General features: G+C 62.9%; 23 protein-coding genes. 21 read left to right on the forward strand and 2 right to left on the reverse strand.

Annotated features, from left to right (window positions below; translation table 11 throughout):
* Positions 1-153 precede the first annotated feature (153 nt).
* The 8 genes from HV765_RS00225 to HV765_RS00260 are packed head-to-tail and all read left to right on the forward strand — an operon-like array spanning position 154 to position 10,314.
* Positions 154-3,588 (forward strand): bifunctional class I SAM-dependent methyltransferase/glycosyltransferase, encoded by a 3,435-nt coding sequence (locus HV765_RS00225; protein ID WP_175168414.1) that lies wholly within the window; start codon positions 154-156, stop codon positions 3,586-3,588.
* Positions 3,585-4,355, forward strand: a complete 771-nt coding sequence (rfbF, locus tag HV765_RS00230) for a glucose-1-phosphate cytidylyltransferase (protein WP_054425997.1) — start codon at positions 3,585-3,587, stop codon at positions 4,353-4,355. The genes HV765_RS00225 and rfbF overlap by 4 nt, the downstream gene beginning before the upstream one ends.
* Complete coding sequence (gene rfbG, locus HV765_RS00235) at positions 4,352-5,413, forward strand: CDP-glucose 4,6-dehydratase (protein ID WP_254600381.1); 1,062 nt, start codon at positions 4,352-4,354, stop codon at positions 5,411-5,413. Before rfbF ends, rfbG begins: the two co-directional genes overlap by 4 nt.
* 44 nt (positions 5,414-5,457) lie before the next feature.
* Complete coding sequence (gene rfbH, locus HV765_RS00240; RefSeq protein ID WP_054425995.1) at positions 5,458-6,774, forward strand: lipopolysaccharide biosynthesis protein RfbH; 1,317 nt, start codon at positions 5,458-5,460, stop codon at positions 6,772-6,774.
* A 1-nt stretch (position 6,775) separates the two neighbouring features.
* Positions 6,776-7,345 carry a dTDP-4-dehydrorhamnose 3,5-epimerase family protein gene (locus tag HV765_RS00245; RefSeq protein WP_175168415.1) on the forward strand — a complete coding sequence of 190 codons (570 nt, stop codon included), beginning with the start codon at positions 6,776-6,778 and terminating at the stop codon, positions 7,343-7,345.
* Complete coding sequence (locus HV765_RS00250; RefSeq protein WP_175168417.1) at positions 7,342-8,250, forward strand: NAD-dependent epimerase/dehydratase family protein; 909 nt, start codon at positions 7,342-7,344, stop codon at positions 8,248-8,250. The genes HV765_RS00245 and HV765_RS00250 overlap by 4 nt, the downstream gene beginning before the upstream one ends.
* Positions 8,247-8,750 (forward strand): acyltransferase, encoded by a 504-nt coding sequence (locus HV765_RS00255; RefSeq protein WP_054425989.1) that lies wholly within the window; start codon positions 8,247-8,249, stop codon positions 8,748-8,750. The genes HV765_RS00250 and HV765_RS00255 overlap by 4 nt, the downstream gene beginning before the upstream one ends.
* 16 nt (positions 8,751-8,766) lie before the next feature.
* Positions 8,767-10,314, forward strand: a complete 1,548-nt coding sequence (locus HV765_RS00260) for an alpha/beta fold hydrolase (RefSeq protein WP_175168419.1) — start codon at positions 8,767-8,769, stop codon at positions 10,312-10,314.
* Positions 10,315-10,592: 278 nt separating this feature from the next.
* On the opposite strand, the gene HV765_RS00265 is transcribed toward HV765_RS00260, so the two are convergent.
* Positions 10,593-11,786: a FliC/FljB family flagellin gene (locus HV765_RS00265; RefSeq protein ID WP_175168421.1), complete on the reverse strand. Its 1,194-nt coding sequence runs from the start codon at positions 11,784-11,786 to the stop codon at positions 10,593-10,595.
* Between the two features lie 303 nt (positions 11,787-12,089).
* Positions 12,090-12,845 carry an RNA polymerase sigma factor FliA gene (locus HV765_RS00270; RefSeq protein ID WP_175169441.1) on the reverse strand — a complete coding sequence of 252 codons (756 nt, stop codon included), beginning with the start codon at positions 12,843-12,845 and terminating at the stop codon, positions 12,090-12,092.
* Positions 12,846-13,272: 427 nt separating this feature from the next.
* Between HV765_RS00270 and flhD the strand changes: the two genes are divergently transcribed.
* The 13 genes from flhD to HV765_RS00335 all read left to right on the forward strand — a co-directional run bounded on the left by flhD (position 13,273) and on the right by HV765_RS00335 (position 25,789).
* A complete protein-coding gene (gene flhD / locus HV765_RS00275; RefSeq protein WP_006219025.1) occupies positions 13,273-13,596 on the forward strand; it encodes a flagellar transcriptional regulator FlhD in 324 nt (107 codons plus the stop codon).
* Positions 13,597-13,627: 31 nt separating this feature from the next.
* Positions 13,628-14,209 (forward strand): flagellar transcriptional regulator FlhC, encoded by a 582-nt coding sequence (flhC, locus tag HV765_RS00280; RefSeq protein WP_054425982.1) that lies wholly within the window; start codon positions 13,628-13,630, stop codon positions 14,207-14,209.
* A gap of 118 nt (positions 14,210-14,327) precedes the next feature.
* Positions 14,328-15,197 carry a flagellar motor stator protein MotA gene (motA, locus tag HV765_RS00285; protein WP_046806435.1) on the forward strand — a complete coding sequence of 290 codons (870 nt, stop codon included), beginning with the start codon at positions 14,328-14,330 and terminating at the stop codon, positions 15,195-15,197.
* Positions 15,198-15,208: 11 nt separating this feature from the next.
* Positions 15,209-16,198: a flagellar motor protein MotB gene (gene motB, locus HV765_RS00290; RefSeq protein ID WP_054425980.1), complete on the forward strand. Its 990-nt coding sequence runs from the start codon at positions 15,209-15,211 to the stop codon at positions 16,196-16,198.
* Positions 16,199-16,200: 2 nt separating this feature from the next.
* A complete protein-coding gene (locus HV765_RS00295; RefSeq protein WP_054425979.1) occupies positions 16,201-16,581 on the forward strand; it encodes a response regulator in 381 nt (126 codons plus the stop codon).
* Between the two features lie 30 nt (positions 16,582-16,611).
* Positions 16,612-18,738 carry a chemotaxis protein CheA gene (gene cheA / locus HV765_RS00300; protein ID WP_175168423.1) on the forward strand — a complete coding sequence of 709 codons (2,127 nt, stop codon included), beginning with the start codon at positions 16,612-16,614 and terminating at the stop codon, positions 18,736-18,738.
* A 17-nt stretch (positions 18,739-18,755) separates the two neighbouring features.
* Positions 18,756-19,256, forward strand: coding sequence for a chemotaxis protein CheW (gene cheW, locus HV765_RS00305; protein WP_054425975.1), 501 nt, complete (start codon positions 18,756-18,758; stop codon positions 19,254-19,256).
* Between the two features lie 93 nt (positions 19,257-19,349).
* The gene (locus HV765_RS00310) at positions 19,350-21,053 is read left to right on the forward strand and encodes a methyl-accepting chemotaxis protein (protein WP_175168424.1); all 1,704 of its coding nucleotides are present in this window, start codon (positions 19,350-19,352) and stop codon (positions 21,051-21,053) included.
* Between the two features lie 8 nt (positions 21,054-21,061).
* Positions 21,062-21,916, forward strand: a complete 855-nt coding sequence (locus tag HV765_RS00315) for a CheR family methyltransferase (protein WP_054425973.1) — start codon at positions 21,062-21,064, stop codon at positions 21,914-21,916.
* 17 nt (positions 21,917-21,933) lie between these two features.
* Positions 21,934-22,992: a protein-glutamate methylesterase/protein-glutamine glutaminase gene (locus tag HV765_RS00320; protein ID WP_054425972.1), complete on the forward strand. Its 1,059-nt coding sequence runs from the start codon at positions 21,934-21,936 to the stop codon at positions 22,990-22,992.
* A gap of 49 nt (positions 22,993-23,041) precedes the next feature.
* Positions 23,042-23,431 (forward strand): chemotaxis response regulator CheY, encoded by a 390-nt coding sequence (cheY, locus tag HV765_RS00325; protein ID WP_054425971.1) that lies wholly within the window; start codon positions 23,042-23,044, stop codon positions 23,429-23,431.
* Positions 23,432-23,439: 8 nt separating this feature from the next.
* Positions 23,440-24,075 carry a protein phosphatase CheZ gene (cheZ, locus tag HV765_RS00330; RefSeq protein WP_054425969.1) on the forward strand — a complete coding sequence of 212 codons (636 nt, stop codon included), beginning with the start codon at positions 23,440-23,442 and terminating at the stop codon, positions 24,073-24,075.
* Positions 24,076-24,241: 166 nt separating this feature from the next.
* Positions 24,242-25,789 carry a methyl-accepting chemotaxis protein gene (locus HV765_RS00335; RefSeq protein WP_254600382.1) on the forward strand — a complete coding sequence of 516 codons (1,548 nt, stop codon included), beginning with the start codon at positions 24,242-24,244 and terminating at the stop codon, positions 25,787-25,789.
* Positions 25,790-25,932 lie beyond the last annotated feature (143 nt).

The raw sequence follows: 25,932 nt of genomic DNA on the forward strand, positions 1-25,932 counted from the left end.
CGCAAGAACCGGCAAAAAAGCCCGTCATTTCGCCCATTTCCCCCTTGAAAGCCGCTGCTATGCTGCTGCGCAATTACCCTGCCCGTGGAGTACGGATTGAACGCGCCTGATCGAGTCCCCGAGGACTCATTTGCCATTGACTTGGCCCCCCCGGTGTCTGATCCGGCTATCAGCTACCTGTGTTCGCCGGGCCAGATGCGCGCGGCGGCATTCCTCTATGGCGTTGAAACGGTCCCGCTGGAGCGCGCGCGCGTGCTCGAGCTCGGGTGCGGCGCGGGCAGCAATCTATTGCCCTTCGCGGTGGCTTATCCGCAAGCGCAAGTGGTCGGGGTCGATACCGACCCCCGCCGCATTGAAGCGGGCCGCCGGGCCGCCGACGCCATCGGGCTGGGCAACCTGACCTTGCATGCTTTGTCGTTTGCTGACATTGGCCAGGACTTCGGCGAATTTGACTACATCATCGCGCACGACCTGTACAGCACCGTCCCGCGCGAAAGCACCGGTGATCTGCTGCGCATCTGCCGCCTGAACCTGGCATTTGAAGGCGTTGCCTACCTCAGTTTCGATGCCTATCCGGGCGCAAAGGCGGCCGAAATCGTCCGCGAAGCCGTGCTGATGCACGCGCACGCCGCGTCCAGCCCTGACGAGCAAGTTGCCGCCGCGCGCGCTGCCCTGGGGCTGTTCACCGATGGCGTGTCGAACGCCAATCCGCTGGCGGCTTCGCTGCACGAGGCGGCAACGCGCTTCGCCCAGGCGTTAGATGAGCAGGGGGCGGCGGGTTTGAGCCTGCTGGCTCGCCAGCCGTATTACTACGCTGAATTCGCCGACATGGCCGCGCAGTTTGGCATGACGTGCGTGGGCGACGCCGAGCCCCGTCACGAGCTTGCGCCGAACTATGGCGCGAACGTGTCGCTGACCCAAAGCCTGCTGGGTTTCGGCAAGCCGCGCGCGCTCAGGCAGCAATACCTGGACTTTTCCATTGGCCGCGCCTATCGCCGCACATTGCTGACTCACCATGAGCGCGAGCAGGAAGTGCTGCCGCGTCCCGACCTGTCGCGGCTGCCCAAGCTGCGCTGGGCCGGCAGCTTCCGCCGTTTGGCGGCAGGGCTGCGCAGCATCAGTCAAACCCATTTCGTCACGCATGCCGGCCACATTCTGAGCACCGACAACCCGGTGCTGGAAGCCATTGCGGACGTGCTGGGCCACGCCTGGCCGGCGTCCGTGCCAGGAGCGGCGCTGGTCCAGTACGTGGCTGAGAAGAAGCTTGCGGCGGGTAGCACGGCGGATGAGGCGGTGGGCAAGGCGCTGCAAGCCTTGTTCGACGCCGCTATCGGACGCTACAGCGTCGACAAGACGCCGTACGATCTGGCCGGTGGGGTAAGCCTTGTTCCCGGCGTGGTGGCGGCGATAGACGGCAGGGCGCCGCTGTTCAACCTGTGGCACGAGGCGGTCAGGACATCGTTTGCCGACCACGACGTGCTGCCCTTGCGGCAATTGGAGGCCGGCGCGGCGCTGAATCGGCTGCGCGATAGCGTTCAGATCGCGGCGCCGGTATTGCAGTTCACGTCGGCGGGGGACTTTGTTGCTCCCGCGCCCGAGGCGCCAGCCGTATCAGCGTCCCAGCCCGTGGACGGGTTGCTCGACCATCTCAGGCATTACGGCCTGACGGTCGCAGGGGCTCGTGACTGGTGCGATTACATTGAGGCGGGCCTGAGCGCCAGCGATGCGCGCGGACCCTATTGGGCGCTGTACATCGACGCCATGGCGCGTTGTGGTTTCGAGCAACGCTATGGTGGCAGCATCTCGGCCCCGGCGCGCGCGCAGGGCATCACCAAGGCGGTGCTCAAAGAAGCGCAAGAACTGGCGGCCCTGGTCAACGCCAAGAGTGACGGTGACCTTGAGGGGCGTGCGCGGGCACTGACCAAGCGCGCACCGGAATACAGCACGTCCTGGGAAGTGCTGGGCACGGTGCTGCGCGACACGGGCAAGTCTGGCGAATCGCTGGCCGCCTTCCTGCGAGCCTTTCAGGTCGGTGGCGAGGATGTTGATTGCTATGTGGGTGTGGCGATGTCGCTGCGCGCCTTGCGCCGCCCCGTGGAATTGGACGCGGCTTGCCGCCGGGCGCTGGAATTGTCGCCTGGCCATCCCCAGGCGCTGAACGTGCTGGCAAATTGCTATCGCAGCGCTGCCCGGTTCCATGAAGCGGTGGCGACCTTCCGCCACATGCTCGAACTGAATCCGGCCAACGTGGAAGCGCGTGGCAACCTGGGCGTGGCCCTGGCCGACATGGGTGACTTCGCAGGCTCGGAAGCCGAGTATCTGCGCGTGCTGGAAGTCCAGCCCGATAACCCCACGGTGCAGCATTCCCGCTTCTTTGGCATGAACTACTTCCCCGACCGTACGGCGGAAGAGGTGTTCGAGGTCTATCGCGCGTTTGACGAGCGTTTGGGCGCGCCGCATCGGGCGTCTTGGAAACCGCATTCCAATACACGCGATCCGGGCCGCAAGCTGCGGATCGGGTACGTGTCTCCGGACTTCCGCACCCACCCGGTGCGTCTGTTTCTTGAGCCGTTGATGGCCCGGCACGACAAATCGGCCTTCGAGATCTACGCCTACGCGCAGCTGGACCAGGAAGACGAAGGCACCGCCGCCTTCAAGACCTATGCGGATCACTGGGTGCGCACCAACGGCCTGTCGCACGACGCGCTGGCGCAACGCATTCGCGATGACAAGATCGATGTGCTGGTGGATCTGGCCGGCCATACCGCCCAGAACCGCCTGGCGACGTTCGTGCGCAAGCCCGCGCCGGTGCAGGTGACGTGGCTGGGATTCGGCTGCACCACCGGCTTGTCGGCCATCGATTACATCCTGATCGATGACGAGATGGCGCCGCCCGGAACCGAATCGCTGTTCGCTGAAAAGCCCTGGCGCCTGGACACGACGAACTTTGCCTACCGCCCCAAGCTGGGCATGGGCGAAGTCTCTGAATTGCCGGCGCTGCAGAACGGCCACATTCGGTTCATCACGCTCTCACGCGCTATCCGTTTCAATTACCGGGTCGTGCGCACCTGGGCCGAAATCTTGCACCGCGTGCCGGGTTCGCGCCTGGTCGTCGACAGCAACAGCTATTTCTCCGAGCGCATGCAGAAGGATCTGCATGACCTGTTTGCGCAGCATGGCATCGATGCGGGCCGGATCGAGATCGGCTTTCACAGCCCGCCCTGGGACGTCCTGCGCAGTGCCGACATCACGTTGGATTGCTTCCCGCACAACTCGGGCACGACCCTGTTCGAAAGCTTGTACATGGGCCTGCCATACGTGACCTTGGCGGGGCGAATGGGCGTGGGCCGAATCGGTGCATCCACTTTGGCTGGCCTGGGCCGCAAGGAATGGATTGCGCAGACTGAAGCCGAATACATCGACAAGGTGGTGGCCCTGGCAAGCGACATCCCCGCACTGGCGCGCACCCGCGCCGGCCTGCGCCAGGAAATGCAGGCCAGCGCCCTGATGGACGAGCCCGCCTTTGCGCGCAAAGTCGAAGCCGCCTATCGCGGTATGTTCAAAAAGTGGTGTGAAGGATCCGTATGAAAGCCGTCATTCTCGCGGGCGGGCTCGGTACCCGCATCTCTGAAGAAACCCACGTCAAGCCCAAGCCCATGGTGGAAATCGGCGGGCGCCCGATCCTGTGGCACATCATGAAGATGTACTCGGCCCACGGCGTGAATGACTTTGTCATTTGCTGCGGCTACAAGGGCTACGTCATCAAGGAGTACTTCGCCAACTACTTCCTGCACATGTCGGACGTGACATTCGACATGGCGAACAACCAGATGGAAGTGCATCAACGCCATGCCGAACCCTGGCGCGTGACCTTGGTGGATACGGGCGACGACACCATGACCGGCGGCCGTCTCAAGCGCGTGGCCAGTTACGTGAAGGACGAAGAGGCATTCTGCTTCACCTATGGCGACGGCGTGGCGGACGTGGATATTTCGGCGCTGATCGCGTTCCACCGGCAGCACGGCAAGCTGGCGACGGTGACGGCGGTGCAGCCGCCCGGGCGCTACGGTGCGCTGAAGATGGAAGACGATATGGTCGCCGGCTTCACGGAAAAGCCGCGCGGCGACGGCGGCTTGATCAATGGCGGCTTCTTCGTGCTGTCGCCCAAGGTGCTGCCGCTGATCGAAGCGGATCACATCTCTTGGGAGATGGAACCGTTGGAATCGCTGGCGCGCGGCGGCGACCTGATGGCGTTCAAGCACATGGGTTTCTGGCAGCCCATGGACACGCTGCGCGAAAAACGCATGCTGGAAGCGCTTTGGGACGCGAACAAGGCGCCCTGGAGAGTGTGGTGAACGAGGTGCCCGGCGCCTTCTGGCGCGGCAAGCGCGTGCTGCTGACGGGCCATACGGGCTTCAAGGGCGGCTGGCTGGCACTGTGGCTGCATCGCCTGGGCGCACAGGTGTGCGGGGTGGCGCTGCCGCCCGCCACGGACCGCCTCAGCCTGTTTGACGCGGCCGCTATCGCCAGCGTGACGGACAGCCATTTTTGCGACATCCGCGACGCCGGCGCGTTGGCCGCTATCGTGCGCCAGGCGCGGCCCGAGGTGGTGCTGCATCTGGCGGCGCAACCCTTGGTGCGTCTGAGCTACCGCGAGCCGTTGCAGACGTTTGACACGAATGTGATGGGCACGGCGAACCTTCTGGACGCTTTGCGGGGCTTGCCGGACGTGCGCGTGGCGCTCTGCATCACCACCGACAAGGTCTACCGCAATGAGGAATGGCCGCATCCGTATCGCGAGAGCGACGCGCTGGGCGGCCATGACCCCTACAGCGCCAGCAAGGCTGCGGCCGAACTGGTGGCGGCCTGCTATCGCGATGCCTTCCTGGCGGCGCAGGGGGTAGCGCTGGCCACGGCGCGTGCAGGCAATGTCATTGGCGGGGGCGACTGGTCGGAAGACCGGCTGCTGCCAGACGCTGTGCGCGCGTGGCAAGGCCAGATTGCATTGGATATTCGCAGTCCGAATGCGGTGCGGCCCTGGCAGCATGTGCTGGAGCCGCTTGCGGGCTATCTGCGCCTGGCCGAGATGCTGTGGACGCGTCCAGAGCTGGCTGGCCCCTACAACTTCGGGCCGCCATCGCAAGATACCGCGACGGTGCGCGACGTGGTCGAACTCGCGCGCGCGGCGTACGGCTCGGGCGAGGTGGTGTACGGGCAGTCGGCCCAGGGTCCGCACGAAGCGGGCTTGCTGGCATTGGATACGTCGCGCGCCCGGTCGGTGCTGGGTGTGGCGTCGCGCTGGAGCCTGGCGCAAGGGGTGGCCAACACCATGCAGTGGTATCGCGCTTTGCATGAAGGCGCTGACGCGCGCGCCTTGTGCGACGCGCAAATCGCGGCCTATGGTGCGGTCTGAGCCGCCCGCGGCGCCAAGAACATAACGGTTTTAGAGAACAAGCAATGAATCCTAACGAAATCCGGGCGCAGATCGCCCAGTTGGTCGATCAGTACCACGAGGCCCAGGAGCGCGAGCGTGCAGCGTTTGCGCCCGGCAAGACGGCGGTGCCGCCATCGGGCAAGCTGATCGGCGCGGCGGAACTCAAAGCCATGGTCGAGGCGTCGCTGGACGGCTGGCTCACGACGGGCCGCTTCAACGACGCCTTCGAACAGCGGCTGGCGCAGTATCTGGGCGTCAAGCACCTGATCACCGTCAACTCGGGATCGTCGGCCAACCTTGTGGCGTTTTCGACGCTGACCTCGCCCAAACTGGGGGATCGCGCCATCCGCCGTGGTGACGAAGTCATTGGCGTGGCGGCGGGCTTTCCCACCACGGTGAATCCCATCCTGCAATTCGGCGCGGTGCCGGTGTTCGTGGATGTGGAACTGGGCACGTACAACGTGGACGCAAGCCGCCTGGAAGCCGCGATTACGCCGCGCACCAAGGCCATCATGCTGGCCCACACGTTGGGTAACCCCTACAACCTGGACGTGGTCACGGCGCTTTGCAAGAAATACGGCCTTTGGCTGATTGAAGACTGCTGCGACGCGCTGGGCTCGACCTACAACGGCCGCATGGTCGGGACCTTCGGCGACATCGGCACGCTCAGCTTCTACCCCGCGCATCACATCACGATGGGTGAGGGCGGGGCGGTCTTCACCAACGATCCCCACCTGAAGCTGATCGCTGAATCGTTCCGCGACTGGGGCCGCGATTGCTATTGCGCGCCGGGCAAGGACAACACCTGCGGCCGCCGCTTTTGTCAGAAGCTGGGCAGCCTGCCCGAAGGCTATGACCACAAGTACACGTACTCGCATATCGGCTACAACCTGAAGATCACCGACATGCAGGCGGCGTGTGGCCTGGCGCAGATGGATCGTGTGGAAGAATTCGTGGCGCAGCGCAAGGCGAACTTCCGCTTCTTGAAAGAACGCCTGGCGTCCTGCGAAGAATTTTTGATCCTGCCCGAGGCCACCCCGGGTTCGGACCCTTCGTGGTTTGGCTTCCCCATCACGTTGCGTCCCGAAGCCAACGTGCGCCGGGTCGACCTGCTGACGTACCTGGACCAGGACAAGGTGGGCACGCGGCTGCTGTTTGCCGGCAACCTGACGCGTCAGCCGTCCATGGTGGGCCAGAATTATCGCGTGTCGGGCGACTTGGCCAATACCGAGATCATCATGCAGAACACGTTCTGGATCGGCGTACAGCCCGCACTGACCCCCGACATGCTGGACTACGCCGCCAGCCGCATCGAGCTGTTCTTCGGCGCGGGCTTCTGACATGCGCGCCGAGGCGTTGGCGATTCCGGGCTGCTATGTGCTGACGCTGCCGTGCTTTCCGGACGCGCGTGGCGAGTTCCGCAAACTGCTGCACGCGCCGACGCTAGCGGCGCTGGGGCTTGAGACCGGCTTCACGGAGTCCTACGTGTCGGTATCGCATCGCGGGGTATTGCGCGGCATGCATTTTCAGTTGCCGCCGTCCGATCACGCCAAGCTCGTCACCTGCCTGGTGGGACGCGCGCGCGACGGTTTGCTGGACTTGCGCCGGGGCTCGCCAACCTATGGGCAATCGATTTCCCTGATGCTGGATGGCGCCGAGCCCCAGGCGGTGTACGTGCCGCGAGGCGTGGCGCATGGCTTTGCCTCGCATCGCGACGGCACGGCGTTGCTGTACTACACCACGTCCGTACACGACCCCGAGCGCGATGCGGGAGTGCATGCGCAGAGCACGGATATTGATTGGTGGGCAGGGGAGGCGGACATCGGCGCGCCCGTGATGTCGCCACGCGACGCCGCGCTGCCACAAGCCGCCGCCTTTGATTCGCCCTTCATTTACGCCGCGCAGCCATGATCCGACGGGTATTGGTGACGGGCGCGAACGGCTATGCGGGCGGCGCGGTCGCTGCGCGCTTGCGTGCGCAGGGTGTGCAGGTCGTGACAGCGGGCCGAGCGCCCGCCAATGATCTGCAACTGGATCTGGCCGATCCGCGCAGCGTGGCCGAACGGGTGCTGCCCGCGGGCATCGACGCCTGTGTTCATGCCGCGGCAATGCACGAGGTGGGTTGCCGCGCGGACCCGCAAGCGGCTTATGTGGTGAACGTGGCGGGTACCCGGGCGTTGCTGCAAGCCTGCGAGCGCGCCGGCATCCGGCGTCTGATGTATGTCTCTACGTTTCACGTATACGGGCGCCCCGAGGGCGTACTGGACGAGGCCGCGCCCGCCGTGCCAGGCAATGATTACGGGCTGACGCATTGGCAAGCTGAACAGTTGTTCGACTGGTCCGCCCGCGCGCTGGGCATGTCGGTCGATATCCTTCGGCCTTCGAACCTTTACGGCGTGCCGGCGTCCTGGAGCGGATTTGATCGCTGGACGCTGGCGCCGTTTGATTTCTGCCGCCAGGCGGTGAATGCGGGCAAGATCGTCTTGCATGGGCAGGGCTTGGCCATGCGCAATTATCTGGACGTGGCGTACTTTGCCGACGTAGCGGCCCTGCGCCTGGTGTCCGCCGGACAGGGCTTGCTGCACGTGGCGGGCGGCGACTGGCGGATTCGCGATCTGGCCACCTTGGCTGCGTGCCAGGCCAGCGAACTCCTTGGGCGAGACGTCCCGGTGCAGACAGGCGATGCGCAGGAAGCGGCCGCGCCGATCTACCAATTCCAGTCGCGGCAATTGCCAGCGCGTGATGGCTGCGAGCACGCCGCGATGGCTGCGTTTCTTCGTGCAACCTTGACGTACCTGATGGAGCACAAGGCATGAACCAGATTTCCACGTTGGCCAAGATTTCCCCGCTGGCCGACATCGAGCGCTCCGTGCGAGGCAACGCCGTTGTCATCGGTGACCACGTGACCATCGACAGTTTCGTGAAGATCAAGTTCGCAGGCGGCGATGGCGACGTACATATTGGCGACCAGGTCTATTTGAATTCCGGTGTTGTGATCTATTCCGGCAACGGCATTTCGATTGGCCGTGGCACGCTGATCGCCGCCAACACAACGCTTGCGCCGACCAACCACGAATACCGCAGCCGCGACAAAACGATCATCGAGCAACGCTTCATGCCCAGCAAGGGCGGCATCGTCATCGAAGACGATTGCTGGATCGGCGCGAACTGCGTGCTGCTTGACGGCTGTGTGTTACGGCGCGGCTGCGTCGTCGCGGCCGGCACGGTCTTGCGCGGCGAGTGGCCTGAATACGCAGTCATCGGCGGCAGCCCGGCGGCCGTCATGCGGTATCGCGAGAGCGCACGCAGCAACTAATTTTGGAGTGTTTGTAATGACATCGTCGACGAAGGGCGGCCAGGGGGCCGCGGGCGGACAAACGATGGGTCTGAATGAGGCCTTTGGCTTGGCGGTGCGTCACTGGCGGGAAGGCAAGCGTGCCGAAGCCGAGCACATCAGCCGGCAGATCCACGCCGCGCGGCCGGCGCATCAGGGGGCGCGTCATCTGACGATGGCCCTTGAGCACGGCGTGCGCGGGCTGGTGTTCACGGCCTTGGGCTTGTCGGACCCCGAGCTCTACAGCATTGGCGACTATTCCTATGGCGTGCCGTCGGTTTTCCCGCATAACCAGCCGCACGAACCCGCGCGGCTGACGATCGGCAACTTCTGCACGATCGGGCACGACGTCGAGATCATTCTGGGCGCTTACCATCGCCAGGACACCTACACGATCTACCCCTTCTCGGCGCCGCATTTCGGCACCTTGTTTTCGTCCACGCAATCCATCACGGATTACTCCAGCACAAAGGGCGGCGTCACCATTGGCCACGACGTTTGGATCGGCGCCGGCAGCAAGATCATGTCGGGCGTGACGATCGGCACCGGCGCCGTGATCGGCGCAGGATCGGTGGTGTCGCGCGATGTTGGCCCCTACGAAATCTGGGCTGGCAACCCCGCGCAGTTCCGCCGCCGCCGCTTTGACGATGTCGTGTCAGAACGTTTGCTAGCGCTGCGCTGGTGGGACTGGCCCAAAGACATCATCGAGCGCCATGCGCGCGACATCATGCGCGGCACGCCCGAGGCGTTGGCGGCGCTGGAACAAGGGCGCGAGGCCTGGCATGCGCGGCTGCGCAAAGATGTTGCCGCCCCGTTCGAGATGCTGTCAGGCCGCTCCGGCCAGCTGCGCGCACGCCGTTCGGCGAACTGGCGGGAAGGGCGTCCGACCTGGGTGGTGCTGCACGGTTCGCTGGGCAACATCTCCACCGTGCAAGGCATTGAAAAACATCTGCCCGATGCCAACTTGCTGTTCGTCGATTTGCCGGGTTGCGGCAACAGCACAGCGCCCGCGGACATGTCGGTAGCGGGTTTTGCTGACGAGCTGTTGCCTGCGCTGCTGACCGCGCTGCCGGCAGGCTTTGGCGTCATCGGCGCGTCGTTCGGTGGCAGCGTGGGGTTGGCCATTGCACGGCGCACGGCGCAATGCCAGGCGCTGGTGTTGCTGGATACGCCTTTCAGCGCGGCGAAGCTTTGGCATAACCACGCGTTCCTGCGCGGCGCCATTGCCGGCCGGCCGGACGACCGCTACTTGCGCAGCTTCGCCTTGGACATCTATGGCGTGACGCCAGCGGCCGCGGTGGAGCGCGAATACTGGCATCTGCTGGAGGGCGTCACGCAGCCTGTGCTGGTCGTGACCGGCGATGTGCCAATGCAGCCGCCGCGCAAGATGCCTCCCGTGCCGTGCTGCCTGGACGAAGCTGATCTGGCGCGTCTGCGCGGTCTGGGCTGCCGGGTTGAACGCGTGAAGGGGGGGCATGACCTCATCAATGACAACCCCGTAGCGGTGGCCGCGTTGGTGCAGGCCATGGGGGCGGTGACGGCGTAAGCACCGATACTGCCGATGGCCGAAGCGGTTGCAACGAACGCGAAGTGGTCAGTTGGAAGGAAACAAAAAGGGGCGGAGTTTTCCGCCCCTTTTTTTTGCGCCTTGATCCCGATGCACGTGAACCGGATCGTGAATGTGAACGTGAACGTGCGAATGCGGCAGCCCCGCATCCGTCAGGCATAAAAAAACCAGCCCGAAGGCTGGTTTTTGATACTGCTTCGGCAGCGGCGGAGAAGAAACTTCCTTCTCTGCCGGAGCCGAGGAACCGTCCGCTGGAATTAACGCAGCAGCGACAGAACCGTTTGCGGCACTTGGTTGGCTTGAGCCAGAACCGAGGTACCAGCCTGTTGCAGGATCTGAGCCTTGGTCATGTTCGACACTTCCGTAGCGTAGTCGGCATCTTCGATGCGCGAACGAGCGGCGGACAGGTTGTTGATCGTGTTGTTCAGGTTGGCAACGGTCGATTCGAAGCGGTTCTGAATCGCACCCAGCGAGCTGCGCTGCGAGTCGATGTTTTGCAGAGCGGCGTCGAGCTTGGCCAGCGGGTTGGAGGTCGAACCCTGGGTCAGGCTGGTCAGGGGCAGTTCGTCGGTCTTCAGCGTGAAGACGGCGGTGCCGGGGGTGCCAGTGGTGTCGGCATCCTTCGGGTTCACGGCGATGTAGTAGGAGCCCGATGCGCCCGAAGCGACGTCGAAGCCCTTGGCCTTCAGGTTGCTGGACTCGGTAGCGTCAGCAGCCGACACGTCGACCTTGACGAACCAGTTGCCGTTTTCATCAGATTGCGCTTCCGAACCGACGGTGACGTTGCCGGTAGCAACACCCAGACGGCCAGCCAGATCACCAGCGGTGCCTTCGGCAACGGTGTTGGCGGTCATGGAGGTGGTCGAGCCGTAGGCGGCTTGGTATTGAGCGGTAGTAACAGCACCTTGCGTGCCACGCGGGCCCGACACGTTGAAGCCATCCAGACCCAGGGTCTTGGCGGTGACTTCCTTCAAGTCGATCGTGATGGTTTCGCCGTCGTTGGCGCCAACTTGGATCGTCAGCTTGTTGTCCTTAGCCAGGACGTTCACGCCGTTGAACTGGGTTTGAGCCGACACGCGGTCGATTTCGTCCAGACGCTGCTTGATTTCCGATTGGATCGAGTCCAGGTCGGTCGGCGAGTTCGTGCCGCTGGCGGCTTGAACCGACAGTTGGCGAACGCGTTGCAGGTTGTTGTTGATTTCGTTCAGCGCGCCTTCGGTCGTTTGAGCGATCGAGATGCCGTCGTTGGCGTTACGGGCGGCTTGGGTCAGGCCCTTGACGTTGGCGGTGAAGCGGTTGGCGATGGCTTGACCAGCGGCGTCGTCCTTGGCGCTGTTGATGCGCAGGCCCGACGACAGACGCTCAATGGCGCTGCCCAGCGTCGATTGCGACTTGTTCAGGTTGTTTTGAGCAACCATCGAGAGGTAGTTGGTATTGATAACGGCAGCCATGTTGGTGCTCCCAAGAGAGAAAGGCTTCTTCAAACCGGGCAGCAACGCCGCCCACTGGTGTTAACGGGAAAGCTCGTCGACTTTTTGTCTAAGAATCTCTCCGTTGCAAGGATTACGGCAGTCCCAAATCATTCTTTAGCCCTATTTCGCGAAAGTCTCATTTATTGTTGTATCCGCCGCGAGCGTTTGCTGGCGTGGGCCAGGGCTTGAAATGCGAAACGGGCGCCTGGGGCGCCCGTTGGTTTTTGCACTGTCTGCGTAACCCTATATAGAAGGGTCTATATACATGGGTAAGTGAGAGCGCTAGATGATCTGCGCGATCTGCCCCTCCAAGGGCAGCTCTTGCCAAGCCTGTTCCTTCAGCTTGGCCCTGATCCGCGCCGTTGCCTGCGACCGCAGCTGGCAAACCCGCGCCTCGGTCACATTCATGATCGCGCCAATCTCTTTCAGATTCAGGCCTTGCTCGTAACACAGCGACAGCAACAATTTTTCCCGATCGGGCAGGGAGTCAATCGCATGCACAAGCGCCTGGCGGAAATCGCCAGCCAATAAAGAATCCAGCGGATTGCCGCCTGCCGAACCATGGTTCAGTGTTGCGGCCCAATCCGACTGTCCTGATGCGGAATCCGTTTCGGTCGTGAAATCTTCGTAGTGAACGATCTGCACGCCTTGCGCGTCGTGCAGCAATGATTGGTATTCGTCGATCGGAATTTCAAGCTGCTGGGCGATTTCGGCTTCAGAGGGCGAGCGCATCAAGCGCTGCTCCAGCTGGGAAATGGCCTGCTCGATTTTGCGCGCCTTGGCGCGGACGCTGCGCGGCAGCCAGTCCTGGCTACGAAGCTCGTCCAGCATCGCGCCACGAATACGGGTCGTGGCGTAGGTCTCGAATTGGGCGTCTGCGGTTTCCTGATAGCGCCTTACGGCGTCAAGCAGGCCGATCATGCCGGCCTGTATCAGGTCGTCAAGCTCAACGCTGGCGGGTAGCCGGGCGAGCAATTGCAGGGCCAGCTTCCGCACGAGCGGGGCATATTCGACCAAGCTGTCTTCTGCGTGGGGCATTGCGGGAATGTCAGGCGGTGTCCATCGTGACGCATTGTCGGTCGTTGTCAATTTGCGACATTGTCGACAAACGCGCGGCTGCACTAAAGCTAGCAATCAGGTGATCGTCAAGGTGCCATTGTCGGCACTGCACAACATTTCATTCCCCGAAGTACGCAATGTTTTGAATGCTTATTTGCCAAATTGACGTAAATTCGTCACCGATTTCTATGTCAAGGTGTGTCTAATCTAACAAGTTGCGCAATATCAACAAAGATTTGTCATATAAGTCATAGAAAATGACATCACCTGTGGTAAATTTTACTTAAATTGCGAACAAATGATACATTTCGCATTAAAACAGGATGCAGCAGCGTCAGGTAACCGCAGGTTGCCGATGCTTTTGGATATCAAGCCCCGTGGGTGGGATAGGGATAGGGAGTAGGGCGTGCAACAAGTCGAAAATTCTTTGCTGGCAGACATTCGTGAAGTGAATCTGTCATATCTGTTACTTGCGCAACGTATGTTGCGTGATGACTATGCTGCGTCGATGTTCCGTCTGGGGTTCAGCAATGAAGTTGCTGACATCCTGATGCGTCTGTCGCCGGCACAACTGGTGAAACTGGCCAGCTCCAGTTCGCTGCTGTGCCGGTTCCGTTTTGATGATTACAGCCTGCTGTCGGCGCTGACCCATGACGTACTGGGTGGTGCACTGCAACAAGCCCACGCAACGATCCTGTTGGCCAAGCAACCTGTAGAAGAACTGGCTTAACCGCCACTCGAATCCTCAAACGGAACGTGTAATGGCCTCCAAAAGCGTATCTCAGGAAGCGGACGATATCCTGCTTGCTAGCTCCATGATTACCCTAGGAGCCCGACTGCAGGTGCTCGAGGCGGAAACTGCCCTGAGCCATGACCGCCTTGCACGCTTGTACCGGGAAATTCGCGGTTGCTCGCCACCCAAGGGGATGCTGCCTTTCTCGGTTGACTGGTTCATGACCTGGTTGCCGAACATTCATTCTTCGCTGTTCTATAACGTGTATTCGTTTTTGAATGCACGCACCAGCAGCAAGGGCATCCGCGCCACCATTGACGCGTATCGCCTGTATCTGGAGAACGCTGGCCTGGACACGGCGGAAAACGCCGAACCCGTCCTGAGCTTCACCCGCGCCTGGATGCTGGTGCGCTTCTTTGACAGCGGCATGCTCCAGCTGTCCGCCTGCCGCCAATGCGGCGGTCATTTCATCGCCCACGCTCACGATCCGCAATCGGATTTTGTGTGCGCCATTTGCCGCCCGCCACCTCGCGCCGGCAAGACGCGCGCCGCAGCAAAAGCACGTGCGGGCAGCCGTCCGGCGCCTGCCGTCGACGCCGCGCGTCCTTGACCTCCCGCGTCCAAATACATCAAAAGCCCTGGAAAACTCCCCGTAACCCGCCTTTTTGGGTCGGGGGGAACAGGGGATCATTGACGCCAGTTTTAGACTTCGTTGGCAGGGGCCTGATGTGTTGATTGTTATCGGTTTTCTCGTGGTGATCGTGTCGGTCGTCGGCAGCTTCATAGCGCTGGGCGGCCACTTGGGCGCGCTTTACCAGCCCTTTGAGCTAACGCTGATCTTCGGGGCGGCTTTCGGCGCGTTCCTGGCCGGCAACAGCAAAAAGTCGCTGATGCTGGTGAAGAAGGCGTTGCCCGACGCGCTAAAGAGCTCGCGCTACAGCAAAGACGTGTACATGGAGCTGATGGCTCTGTTGTATGTGTTGCTGAACAAAGCGCGCCGTGAAGGCCTGATGGCCATCGAATCGCATATTGAAGACCCGGCCTCCAGCCCGATCTTCAGCGAATATCCCCGCATCGCCAAAGACGCGAAGCTCATGGAGTTCATTACGGACTACCTGCGCATCATGATCAGCGGCAACATGAGCTCGTTCGAAATCGAAACGCTCATGGACGAGGAAATCGAAACCTACCGCCACGAGCGCGAAGTGCCTGCGCACGCGTTGCAGCAGATGGCTGACGGCCTGCCGGCATTCGGTATCGTGGCCGCAGTGCTGGGCGTGATCAAGGCGCTGGCCGCCGTGGACCAGCCGCCCGCCATTCTGGGCGACCTGATCTCCAAGGCCATGGTCGGTACCTTCCTGGGTATTTTGCTGGCCTACGGTTTTGTGGGGCCGCTGGCCTCGCGCGTTGAGCGCCGCAACGACGAAGCCATGAAAGTGCTGGAATGCATCAAGACCACGCTCTTGGCCAGCATGAACGGCTACCCGCCGCAACTGGCGGTGGAATTTGGCCGCAAGGTGCTGTTCTCGTCTGTGCGTCCGACGTTTGGTGAGCTGGAAGAGCACGTCCGGCAAACCAAGTCGACCGGCAAGGCCTGACGGAGCGGGCCATGAGCACGGTAAACAACCACCGTGTGGTGATCCGCCGCAAGAAGGTCAAGGGCGGCGGGCACCACGGGGGCAGCTGGAAGATCGCTTACGCCGACTTCATCACGGCGATGATGGCGTTCTTTCTGGTGATGTGGCTGATCAGCATCGTGCCGCGCGAAGAACTCAAGGGCATCGCGGAATACTTCCGCATGCCGTTGCGCGTGGCCATTACGGGCGGACCCAGCAGCTCCGCCGAAACCAGCGCGGTGCCAGGCGGCGGCCGCGACCCCTTGCGCAGCGAGGGCGATGTGCGCCGTGGCCAGGGCAACCGGGTCGAGTCGCAGCCAATGGGCGACGCCGAGCGCCGCGAACAGCACCGCCTGGAAAACCTGAAAAAGCGCCTTGAAAACGTCATTGAGACCAGCCCTGTCCTGAAGAGCTTCAGGCCGCAGATGCTGATTGACCTGACGACCGAAGGCCTGCGCATTCAGATCATCGACAACCAGAACCGCCCGATGTTCGCCACCGGCCGCGCGGAAGTGCAGCCGTACATGCGCGACATCCTGCGTGAGCTGGGGCCGGTGTTGAACGAGCTGCCCAACAAGGTCAGCATCTCGGGCCACACCGACGCGTCGCAGTACGCACGCGGCGAACGCGCCTACAGCAATTGGGAGCTTTCCGCCGACCGCGCAAACGCGTCGCGCCAGGAATTGGTGGCCGGCGGCATGAGCGAAAGCAAGGTCATGCGTATCCAGGGTCTGTCTTCCAGCATGAGTCTGGTTAAAGATGATCCGTACGCAGCCGTTAATAGACGTATCAGCCTCGTGGTGCTCAATATGAACACCCAGAAGCGCATCGAAAACGAGAACGCCGCGGCAGCGGACGTCAGCGCGAAAGATGCCCGCGAGGTGGGGACGGCCGTGGAGGCGGTGCAAGCCGCCGCCCAGGCCGCGACGGCAACCAAACCAGGCGACGCGGCGACCACGCCGCAAGCTGAAGGGGTTCGATAGCAATGGCGGCAACGATTCTGGTGGCGGACGATTCGGCGACGATGCGCATGATCGTGCAGGCGACGCTGACGGGCGCGGGATGGAAAGTACTGACGGCCGGCAACGGCCAGGAAGCGCTGGATGTGGCCAAGAGCCACCCGGTAGACCTGGTTGTCAGTGACTGGAACATGCCGGTCAAGGGCGGGCTGGAGCTGATTCAGGGCTTGCGGGAAATGGACCAGTACCTGGACGTGCCGGTGCTGGTGCTGACCACCGAAGACGACGTGGACAGCAAGATGGCCGCTCGGGATCTGGGCGTTTGTGGCTGGCTGTCCAAGCCGGTCGACCCTGATGTGCTGGTGGAATTAGCGACCGAACTGCTCGATGAGCAGGCCGGCGCGTAAAGCAGGTTCATTTATGAAGGCGTACGGGTCATGAGTTCTGGTTTGGACCTCAGTCAGTTTTACGAGACCTTTTTCGACGAGGCGGATGAGCTGCTCGCGCAGATGGAGCAGTTGCTGCTTGAACTCGATGTGGGCGCGCCCGACATCGAACAGCTCAACGCCATCTTCCGCGCGGCCCACTCGATCAAGGGTGGGGCGGCGACATTCGGCTGTTTCACGCAGTTGGCGGGGACTACCCACCTGCTTGAAAACCTTCTGGACGCAATCCGTCGCGGCGAAATGGCGCTGCGCACGGACATGATTGATATTTTCTTGGAAACGAAAGACGTGCTCAAAAGCCAACTGGATGCCTACCGGGCCTCCGAAGAGCCCGATGAAGCCGTGTTTGAGCGTATCTGCGCCGTGTTGAGGCAGTTGGCGCTAGAGCATAAGGACCCCGCCGCGGCGCCTGCGGCAGCGCCCGCACCCGTGGCAGCGGCTCCGGCTCCCGCACCGGCTCCCATCGCTGCGCCCGAACCCGTGCAGCAGGCTGCGCCCGTGGCCGATGCCGCGGCCGGCAACCTGCCGCTCAAGGTCAAGATCACCAAGGTGTCGGACAAGGACGCCGCGTCCCTGCTCGAAGAAATGGGCAACCTGGGCAACGTCCGCGCCAGCGAACGCGCCGATGGCGTGCTGACCGTGTGGGTGGACAGCACCTGCACGCCGGACGACATCGAAGCGGTTTGCTGCTTCATCGTTGACGGCGACCAGCTGAGCATCACGCGTGAAGCCGCGCCGGCCAGCTCGGCCGCACCGGCCGCCGCCGAAGCCGCGCCCGCCGCGGTTGCTGCTGCTGCCCCCGTTGCCGAACCTGTCGCCGCCGCGCCGGCGCCGGTAGTGGCCGAGTCCGCCGCCGCCGCCGCCGAGGCCATCACCCAGGCCGCGGCCCGCGCCCGTCCCGCTGCACCCGCCCATGCCGACAAGGAATCCACGTCGATTCGTGTGGGCGTGGAAAAGGTTGACCAGGTGATCAACCTGGTGGGCGAACTGGTCATCACGCAAGCCATGCTGGCGCAAACCGCGTCCACGCTGGACCCGGTGCTGCACGACCGCCTGTTGAATGGCATGGAACAGCTGGAACGCAACGCCCGCGATCTGCAGGAAGCGGTGATGTCGATCCGCATGATGCCGATGGACTACGTGTTCAGCCGCTTCCCCCGCCTGGTGCGCGACATCGCCGGCAAGATGGGCAAGCAGATCGAACTGCAAACCTATGGCCGCGCGACCGAGCTGGACAAGAGCCTGATCGAACGCATCATCGACCCGCTGACGCACTTGGTCCGCAACAGCCTGGACCACGGCATCGAAACGCCTGAAAAGCGGATCGCGGCAGGCAAGGACCCGGTCGGCCAGCTGGTGCTGTCCGCGCAACACAATGGCGGCAACATCGTCATTGAAGTCAGCGACGACGGCGGTGGCTTGAGCCGCGAGAAGATCTTGAAGAAGGCGATGGCGCAAGGCCTGGCCGTCAACGAGAATTCGCCTGATGACGAAATCTGGCAGCTGATTTTTGCGCCGGGTTTCTCAACCGCAGAAAAGGTCACGGACATTTCCGGCCGTGGCGTCGGCATGGACGTAGTGCGCCGGAACATTCAAGACATGGGCGGCCACGTGCAGCTGTCGTGCGAGCCGGGTAACGGCACCACGACGCGTATCGTGCTGCCGCTGACGCTGGCCATTCTGGATGGCATGTCGGTGCGCGTGGGTGAAGAAACTTTCATCCTGCCGCTGAACCATGTGACGGAATCGCTCCAGCCCACCAACGACCAGATCTACTCGGTGGCCGGCAACGAACGCGTGATGCATGTGCGCGGCGAATACCTGCCGCTGGTCGAGATGCACCGCGTGTTCTCGGTGCACGAAGCGCAGACGGACCCGACGCAGGCCATCGCGGTCATCATGCAGGCCGAAGACCGCCGCTTTGCGCTATTGGTGGATCACCTGATTGGGCAGCACCAGGTGGTTGTGAAGAATCTCGAGTCGAATTACCGCAAGGTTCCCGGCATCTCGGCCGCCACCATCCTTGGCGATGGCAGCGTGGCGCTGATTGTCGACGTATTTGCGCTTGCGCGCGCCAACCGTGAACGTTGGTCGCAGCCCGAAGCCATTTTGAATTGATGGAGCATTAAAAAATCATGGCAGCCAAACCGCAAGCGCAATCCGCGCGCAACGAAGATGTCGGCAGCGAATTCCTGGTCTTCACGCTGGGCGATGAAGAGTACGGCATCGACATCCTGAAAGTGCAGGAAATCCGCGGCTACGACGCCGACACGGTGACCCGCATCGCCAACGTTCCGCCCTTTATCAAGGGCGTGACGAACCTGCGCGGCATCATCGTTCCGATCGTGGACCTGCGCATCAAGTTCAACCTGGGCCGCGTTGACTACAACGAGCAGACCGTCGTCATCATCCTCAACCTGGATCGCCGCGTCGTCGGCATCGTGGTTGACGGTGTGTCGGACGTGCTGATGTTGAACGCCGGCCAGATTCGTCCGGCGCCGGAATTCGGCGCCACCCTGTCCACCGAATACCTGACGGGCTTGGGCACGGTGGATGAGCGCATGCTGATCCTGGTGGACATTGAAAAGATGATGACCAGCGATGAAATGGCGCTGGTGGAGAAGGTCGCTTCCTGATCGGAATCCGGCCGGATAGCGGGGTAGAGGCGCCATATTGAATCCGATGTGGCGCTTTCCTTTAACGATTGCAGTCAAGGGATGGTTCTTGTGATGCGCAAGTTTTTCGCGAACATGACGATACGCAGCAGCCTGTTGTGGGTGCTGGCGTTTTTCTCATTCATGTTGGTGATTGGGGCGGCGCTTGGCGTGTTGTCTTTGCGCATCAGCAACGGGACCCTCGCCGAAATCAAGCAATCGCAGGAACTCGACGACGCCGTCGGCCGGGTCGTGTCCAGCTACAAGGACACCATGAATGGTCTGGGCCGCGCGGCCACCGCCAACTATGCCGACATCGTCGGCAGCGTGGGCCAGGCCACCTTGCTGACCACGGGCCTGTCGGCGGAAGCCACCGGCCTGCTCGAACGCGCCAAGGCCTCGATGAACAAGGGCCAGGCGGAATACGAGTACTACAAGACGCTGCCGCAACCGGCAGAAGCCGCGGAAGCCTTGAAGGAAATTGAAGCGTCGTACGCGGCGCTGCAACAGCAAGGGCTGACGCCGTTGATCGCCGCGCTGGAAAAGGCCGACATGCCGGCCTACCAGAAGCAGGTGCAAACGGTGCAGGATGCGCCGGAAGGCCGCTTTGCCCGCGCCGTTGAAGGCTTTGACTTCTGGCGCGCCAGCAAGATGCTGGATGCGCACGAAGTGGCGCAGGTGCGTTACCAATTTGTGTTGATCGCCGTTAGCGCGGGTGGTGTGATTGCCGCGCTGCTGGTGTTCGCCACCTATGTCTTCCTGCGCCGCCGTGTGTTGCAGCCGCTGAAGGAAGCGGGCCATCATTTTGACCGCATCGCTGGCGGCGACCTGACGGCGCGTGTTGACGTGCGCAACACGAACGAGATCGGCCAGCTGTTCGCCGCGCTCAAGCGCATGCAGGAAAGCCTGACGCGCACCGTGGCAACCGTGCGCCGTGGTGTGGACGAGATCAACGTCGGTTCGCATGAAATCGCGGCCGGCAATACGGACTTGTCCAGCCGTACCGAACAGCAGGCAGCGTCGCTCGAAGAAACTGCGGCGTCGATGGAAGAACTGGCGTCCACCGTGAAGCAGAACGCCGACAACGCGCGCCAGGCCAACCAGCTGGCGGCCAGCGCGTCGGACGTGGCCGAGCGGGGCGGTTCCGCGGTGTCGGAAGTGGTCAACACCATGCACGACATTTCGGCCAGCTCGCGCAAGATTTCGGAAATCGTTTCCGTCATTGACGGCATCGCGTTCCAGACCAACATCTTGGCGCTGAACGCGGCCGTGGAAGCCGCGCGTGCCGGCGAACAGGGCAAGGGCTTTGCGGTGGTGGCGGGCGAAGTGCGCTCGCTGGCGCAGCGCAGCGCGCAAGCCGCCAAGGAAATCAAGGGTTTGATCGAAGACTCGGTGACCAAGGTGGGCGCGGGTTCGCAACAGGTGGAGCGCGCGGGCGCAACGATGCAAGAGATCGTGGCGTCCGTTAAACGCGTCACCGACATCATGGGCGAAATTTCGGCGGCGTCCGAAGAGCAGTCCAGCGGTATCGATCAAGTCAACCGCGCCGTGTCGCAGATGGATGAAGTGACGCAGCAGAACGCGGCGCTGGTGGAAGAAGCGGCGGCCGCAGCGGGCTCGCTGCAAGAACAAGCCCAACGCCTGGCGGAAGCCGTGGCGGTGTTCAAGATCAATGCGGGCGAAGTCATCGAAGTGCCGGCGCATCGCCTGTCTTCGGTGCGTTCGTCCGATGAAGACTCACGTTTGCAAGCGCCTGACGCGTTTGCGCTTGGGCACTGAGGAACCGAGTGGCCACTGCAGCAACTTCGGCGCCGTCCATTTCGGTGGACCGCCAATTCGATTTTCGCGACGCGGATTTTTCCCGCGTCCGCAAGATGATTCACGTGCGCGCCGGCATTTCGCTGGGCACGCACAAGCGCGAAATGGTCTACAGCCGTCTCGCGCGGCGTCTGCGCGCACTTGGCCGGCAGGACTTCGGCAGCTATCTGGATCAGCTGGAAAACGAGCCTGACGCGCCCGAATGGGAAGAGTTCGTCAACGCGCTCACGACCAACCTGACGGCGTTTTTCCGTGAGTCGCACCACTTCCCGATCTTGGCGGACTTCGCGAAAAAGCGCGGCGGCCCGGTGTCGGTGTGGTGCTGCGCCGCATCCACGGGTGAAGAGCCGTATTCGATTGCGATGACGCTCGTTGAAGCGCTGGGGCCGCGCGGAGCGTCGTCCACGGTGCTGGCAACCGACATCGACACCAATGTGCTGAACCGCGCGCGCGCCGCAGTGTATCCGGCCGAACGCGTGGCGAAGATGGAAGACGAGCGCCTGCGCCGCTTCTTCCTGAAAGGCCGCGGCGCGAACGCAGGGCAGGTGCGGGTGCGCCCCGAGATTGCCGACATGGTGCGGTATGAAACCTTGAACCTGTTGGCGCCTTCCTGGGCGATCAACGAAAAGTTCGACGTGATTTTCTGCCGCAACGTCATGATCTATTTCGACAAGCCGACGCAGGCGAAAATTCTTGAACGCTTCGCGCCGCTGCTCAAACCGGGCGGCCTGTTGTTTGCGGGGCACTCCGAGAACTTCACCTACATCAGCCGGGATTTTCGTCTGCGCGGGCAGACGGTCTACGAATGTGCGAGTAAGGCCTGACGGCCCAAGGCATCACCATGAAAAAAATAAGCGTTCTGTGTGTAGACGACTCCGCGCTGGTGCGCGGACTGATGACCGAAATCATCAACAGCCAGCCAGACATGGAAGTGGTGGCGACCGCGCCCGATCCCCTGGTTGCGCGCGAACTCATCAAGCGCCATAACCCCGACGTGCTGACGCTGGACGTGGAAATGCCCCGCATGGACGGGCTGGATTTCCTGGAAAAGCTGATGCGCCTGCGGCCGATGCCGGTGGTGATGGTGTCGTCGTTGACCGAACGCGGCGGTGAAATCACGCTGCGCGCGCTGGAATTGGGCGCGATCGACTTCGTGACCAAGCCCAAGCTAGGCATCCGCGACGGCCTGCTGGAATACACCGAACTCATCGCCGACAAGATTCGCGCCGCCTCACGCGCCAAGCTGCGCGCGCCCACGCCGCACGCGGCGCAGGCCGCGCCCGCGCCGATGCTGCGCCGGCCGCTGGCCAGCTCGGAAAAACTGGTGATCGTGGGCGCCTCCACGGGCGGCACCGAAGCCATCCGTGAAGTGTTGCAGCCGTTGCCGCCGGATAGCCCGGCCATTCTGATTACGCAGCACATGCCTGCCGGCTTCACGCGTTCGTTCGCGCAACGCCTGGATGCACTGTGCGCCGTGACGGTGCGCGAAGCCGTCCACGGCGACCGCGTGCTGCCGGGCCACGTGTATCTGGCGCCGGGCGGTGATACGCACATGCGCCTGGGCCGCAGCGGCGCCAACTACGTGATCGAGCTTGAAGCCAGCGAACCCGTCAACCGCCACCGCCCGTCGGTGGACGTGTTGTTCAATTCCGCCGCCGTGGCCGCGGGCAAGAACGCCATCGGCGTCATCTTGACCGGCATGGGCAAGGACGGCGCCGCCGGCATGCTGGCCATGCACCGCGCGGGCGCGCACACCATTGCGCAGGACGAAGCCAGCTGCGTGGTATTCGGCATGCCCCGGGAGGCCATCGCCATTGGCGCCGCGGATGAAGTGGTGACGCTGTCGGCAATTAGCGAACGCATTCTGACTCGCCTGGGCGACCGTGGACACCGCGTTTGACGCGGACGCTTCACGATCGTTCTCAAGCAAATTTTTTCTGGAGTGAAAGATGGTAGACAAGGGCATAAAGATTCTGGTGGTGGATGACTTCCCCACCATGCGACGAATCATCCGCAACCTGCTCAAAGAGCTGGGTTTCGAGAACGTGGATGAGGCCGAAGACGGCGCGATCGGGCTGGAGAAGCTGCGCAACGGCGGCTTCCAGTTCGTCGTGTCCGACTGGAACATGCCCAACCTGGATGGCCTGGAAATGCTCAAGCAGATCCGTGCCGACGCGGCGTTGGCATCCTTGCCCGTGCTGATGGTGACGGCCGAAGCCAAGAAAGAGAACATCGTTGCGGCGGCTCAGGCCGGCGCCAACGGTTATGTGGTCAAGCCTTTCACCGCGGCGACGCTGGAAGAAAAGCTCACCAAGATCTTCGAGAAAATTGCCGGCTGAGGTGTGCAATGAGCACAACGGAACACGTTGAACCCGCAGCGGAAAACCCTGACCTGATCCACCGCATTGCATCGCTGACGCGCATGTTGCGCGACAGCATGCGCGAGCTGGGTCTGGATCAGGCCATCAAGGATGCGGCGAACGCCATCCCGGATGCCCGCGACCGCCTGCGCTATGTCGCCCAGATGACCGAACAGGCCGCCAACCGCGTGCTGAATGCGACCGAGCAGGCTGGCCCGATCCAGGACGGCATGTCGCGCTCGGCGCAGGCGCTGGATACGCGCTGGCAGCAATGGTATGACCAGCCGCTGGAATTGCCCGAAGCCCGCGAACTGGTCAAGGACACGCGCGCCTTCCTGGCGGATGTGCCCAAGCAGACGCAGCAGACGCAGTCCAAGCTGATGGAAATCATCATGGCGCAGGATTTCCAGGACCTGACGGGCCAGGTCATCATGCGCATGATGGATGTGGTGGGCGCGATTGAACGCGAACTGCTGCAAGTGCTGCTGGACAACGTGCCGCAAGAGCGCCGCGATGAAGCCAACAGCCTGCTCAACGGACCGCAGATCAGTCCGCAGGGCAAGACGGATGTGGTGACCAGCCAGGACCAGGTTGACGATTTGTTGGCCAGCCTGGGCTTCTAAGGCTGTGGTGGTACCCGTGTGATGCAAGACCGCGCCGCCAGGCATGTCCTCTGGCGGCGCGCTTATAAGAATAAAAAGGGGCAACGCAGGAGACACGGCGCGCGCAATGCGCGCCAGGCCACGGACGCCCAACGCAGGCGAACCGGGCCGCAAAAGGAGGTCTACCATGGCCAGATCCGTATTCCGCCTGGGCGGTATGTGGGGCTTGTTGCGCCGTTTGAACCGGGGCGACGCCATGCTCTCGGAACGCACGTTGTCCGTCAGCCCCGCGGTATTTCCATTGCATCGGTTTCTGGCGCAGATCCGCCGGCGCATCATGACCGTGCGCGGCTCCAGTATCGAAATCGCGCTGAATGCGGCGCGCACGCAGTTTCAGGCGGGGCGCTGTTCGCAGCTGGCGCAGGAGCAGGCGCGTGCGGCGGGCGCCTTGGCCGATAGCGGTGCGCAGATCGCCACCTTGTCCGCGTCCACCTCGACGCACGCGCGCGAGATCTCGGCCATGTCGGGCCAGAACCTGCAAGCCGCCGAGCAAGCGCTGGCCGAGCTGTCTGACGTGAAGATGCGCGTGGACCGCATGACGCGCGAGATGGCCGCCTTCACCGAGGTGGTGGGCAAGCTGACCGTCGGCGCGCGTTCGGTGGCCGATATCAGCAAGCTGATCAAGGACATTGCGTTACAGACGCAGCTGCTGGCGCTGAACGCGGGCGTGGAAGCTGCCCGCGCCGGCGATGCAGGGCGGGGCTTTGCGGTGGTGGCTAGCGAAGTGGGCCGGCTGGCCGAACGCGTCAACGCCGCCACGACTGACATCGGCCGCCATACGTCCGACATGCTTGAACTCGTGGAAATCACGCAGCGCCAGACCGGCACGCTGCGCAGCGACGTGGATGCGTCGGGCGAAGTGCTGGACCGCACCTGCTCGGATTTCGAGCGCTTTGTGCGCGATTTCGACAGCATGAACCGGCAGGTGGGCGACGTGGTGCAGGCGATAGGCGAGGTCGACGCCACCAACCACGGCATGAGCCAGGAAGTCGGGCGCATCGCAGCGCTGAGCGCCGATGTGTTGGAGCGCGTGGGCCATATGTCGGGCGAGATCGACCGCATTCGCCGGCAGACGGAAAGCGTGCAGGAAGTGCTTGCCGACATGCGCACGGGCGACACGGCGTTTGATCAGCTGTCGGACTTGCTGGTCGACTTTCGCGACACTGCCGGCAGGTTGCTGCAAGATGCGCGCAAAAGAGGGGTGGATGTGTTTGACCGCCACTACCAGCGCATTCCGGGCAGCGAGCCGCCGCGTTTTCATACCTGCTATGACCGGGTCATCGATGGCGCGCTGACCCAGTTGCTGGACAGCGTGCTGGCCGCCGTGCCGGGCGGAAGTTACACCTTGCTGGTCGACAGCCGCGGCTACGCGCCCGCGCACAACAGCCAGTATTCCCATCCGCCCACGGGCGACCCGAAGCAGGATATCGCCCGGTCGCGCCACAAGCGGATGTTCAATGACCCGGTGGGCGCGCGGCTGGCGGCCAACACGGGCGCGATGCTGTTCCAGACCTATTCGCGGGACACCGGCGAGATCATCAACGATATTTCCGTGCCCTTGTATGTGGGCGCGGAGCATTGGGGCGCGGTTCGTATCGGCCTGGATTACGTGCGGTTCCAGGCGGCGCTGGACGGCGCTGAACCCCATCGCCAGGCCGCCGTCGCGGCAGGCTGAGCAGCCGGCGGCCCAGTCGCTGGCGGGCAGGGCGCCCGGAGCGCCGAACCGCCGGTCTGCCGGACGGCCCGGGTGCCGCCGCTGCGCATCCGGGAATAGCACCGCTTTCCCCCCTTTTCTTGGCTTATCGCCAAACGCCCAGG

The organism is Achromobacter kerstersii, from assembly GCF_902859595.1.
Lineage (GTDB): Bacteria > Pseudomonadota > Gammaproteobacteria > Burkholderiales > Burkholderiaceae_B > Achromobacter > Achromobacter kerstersii.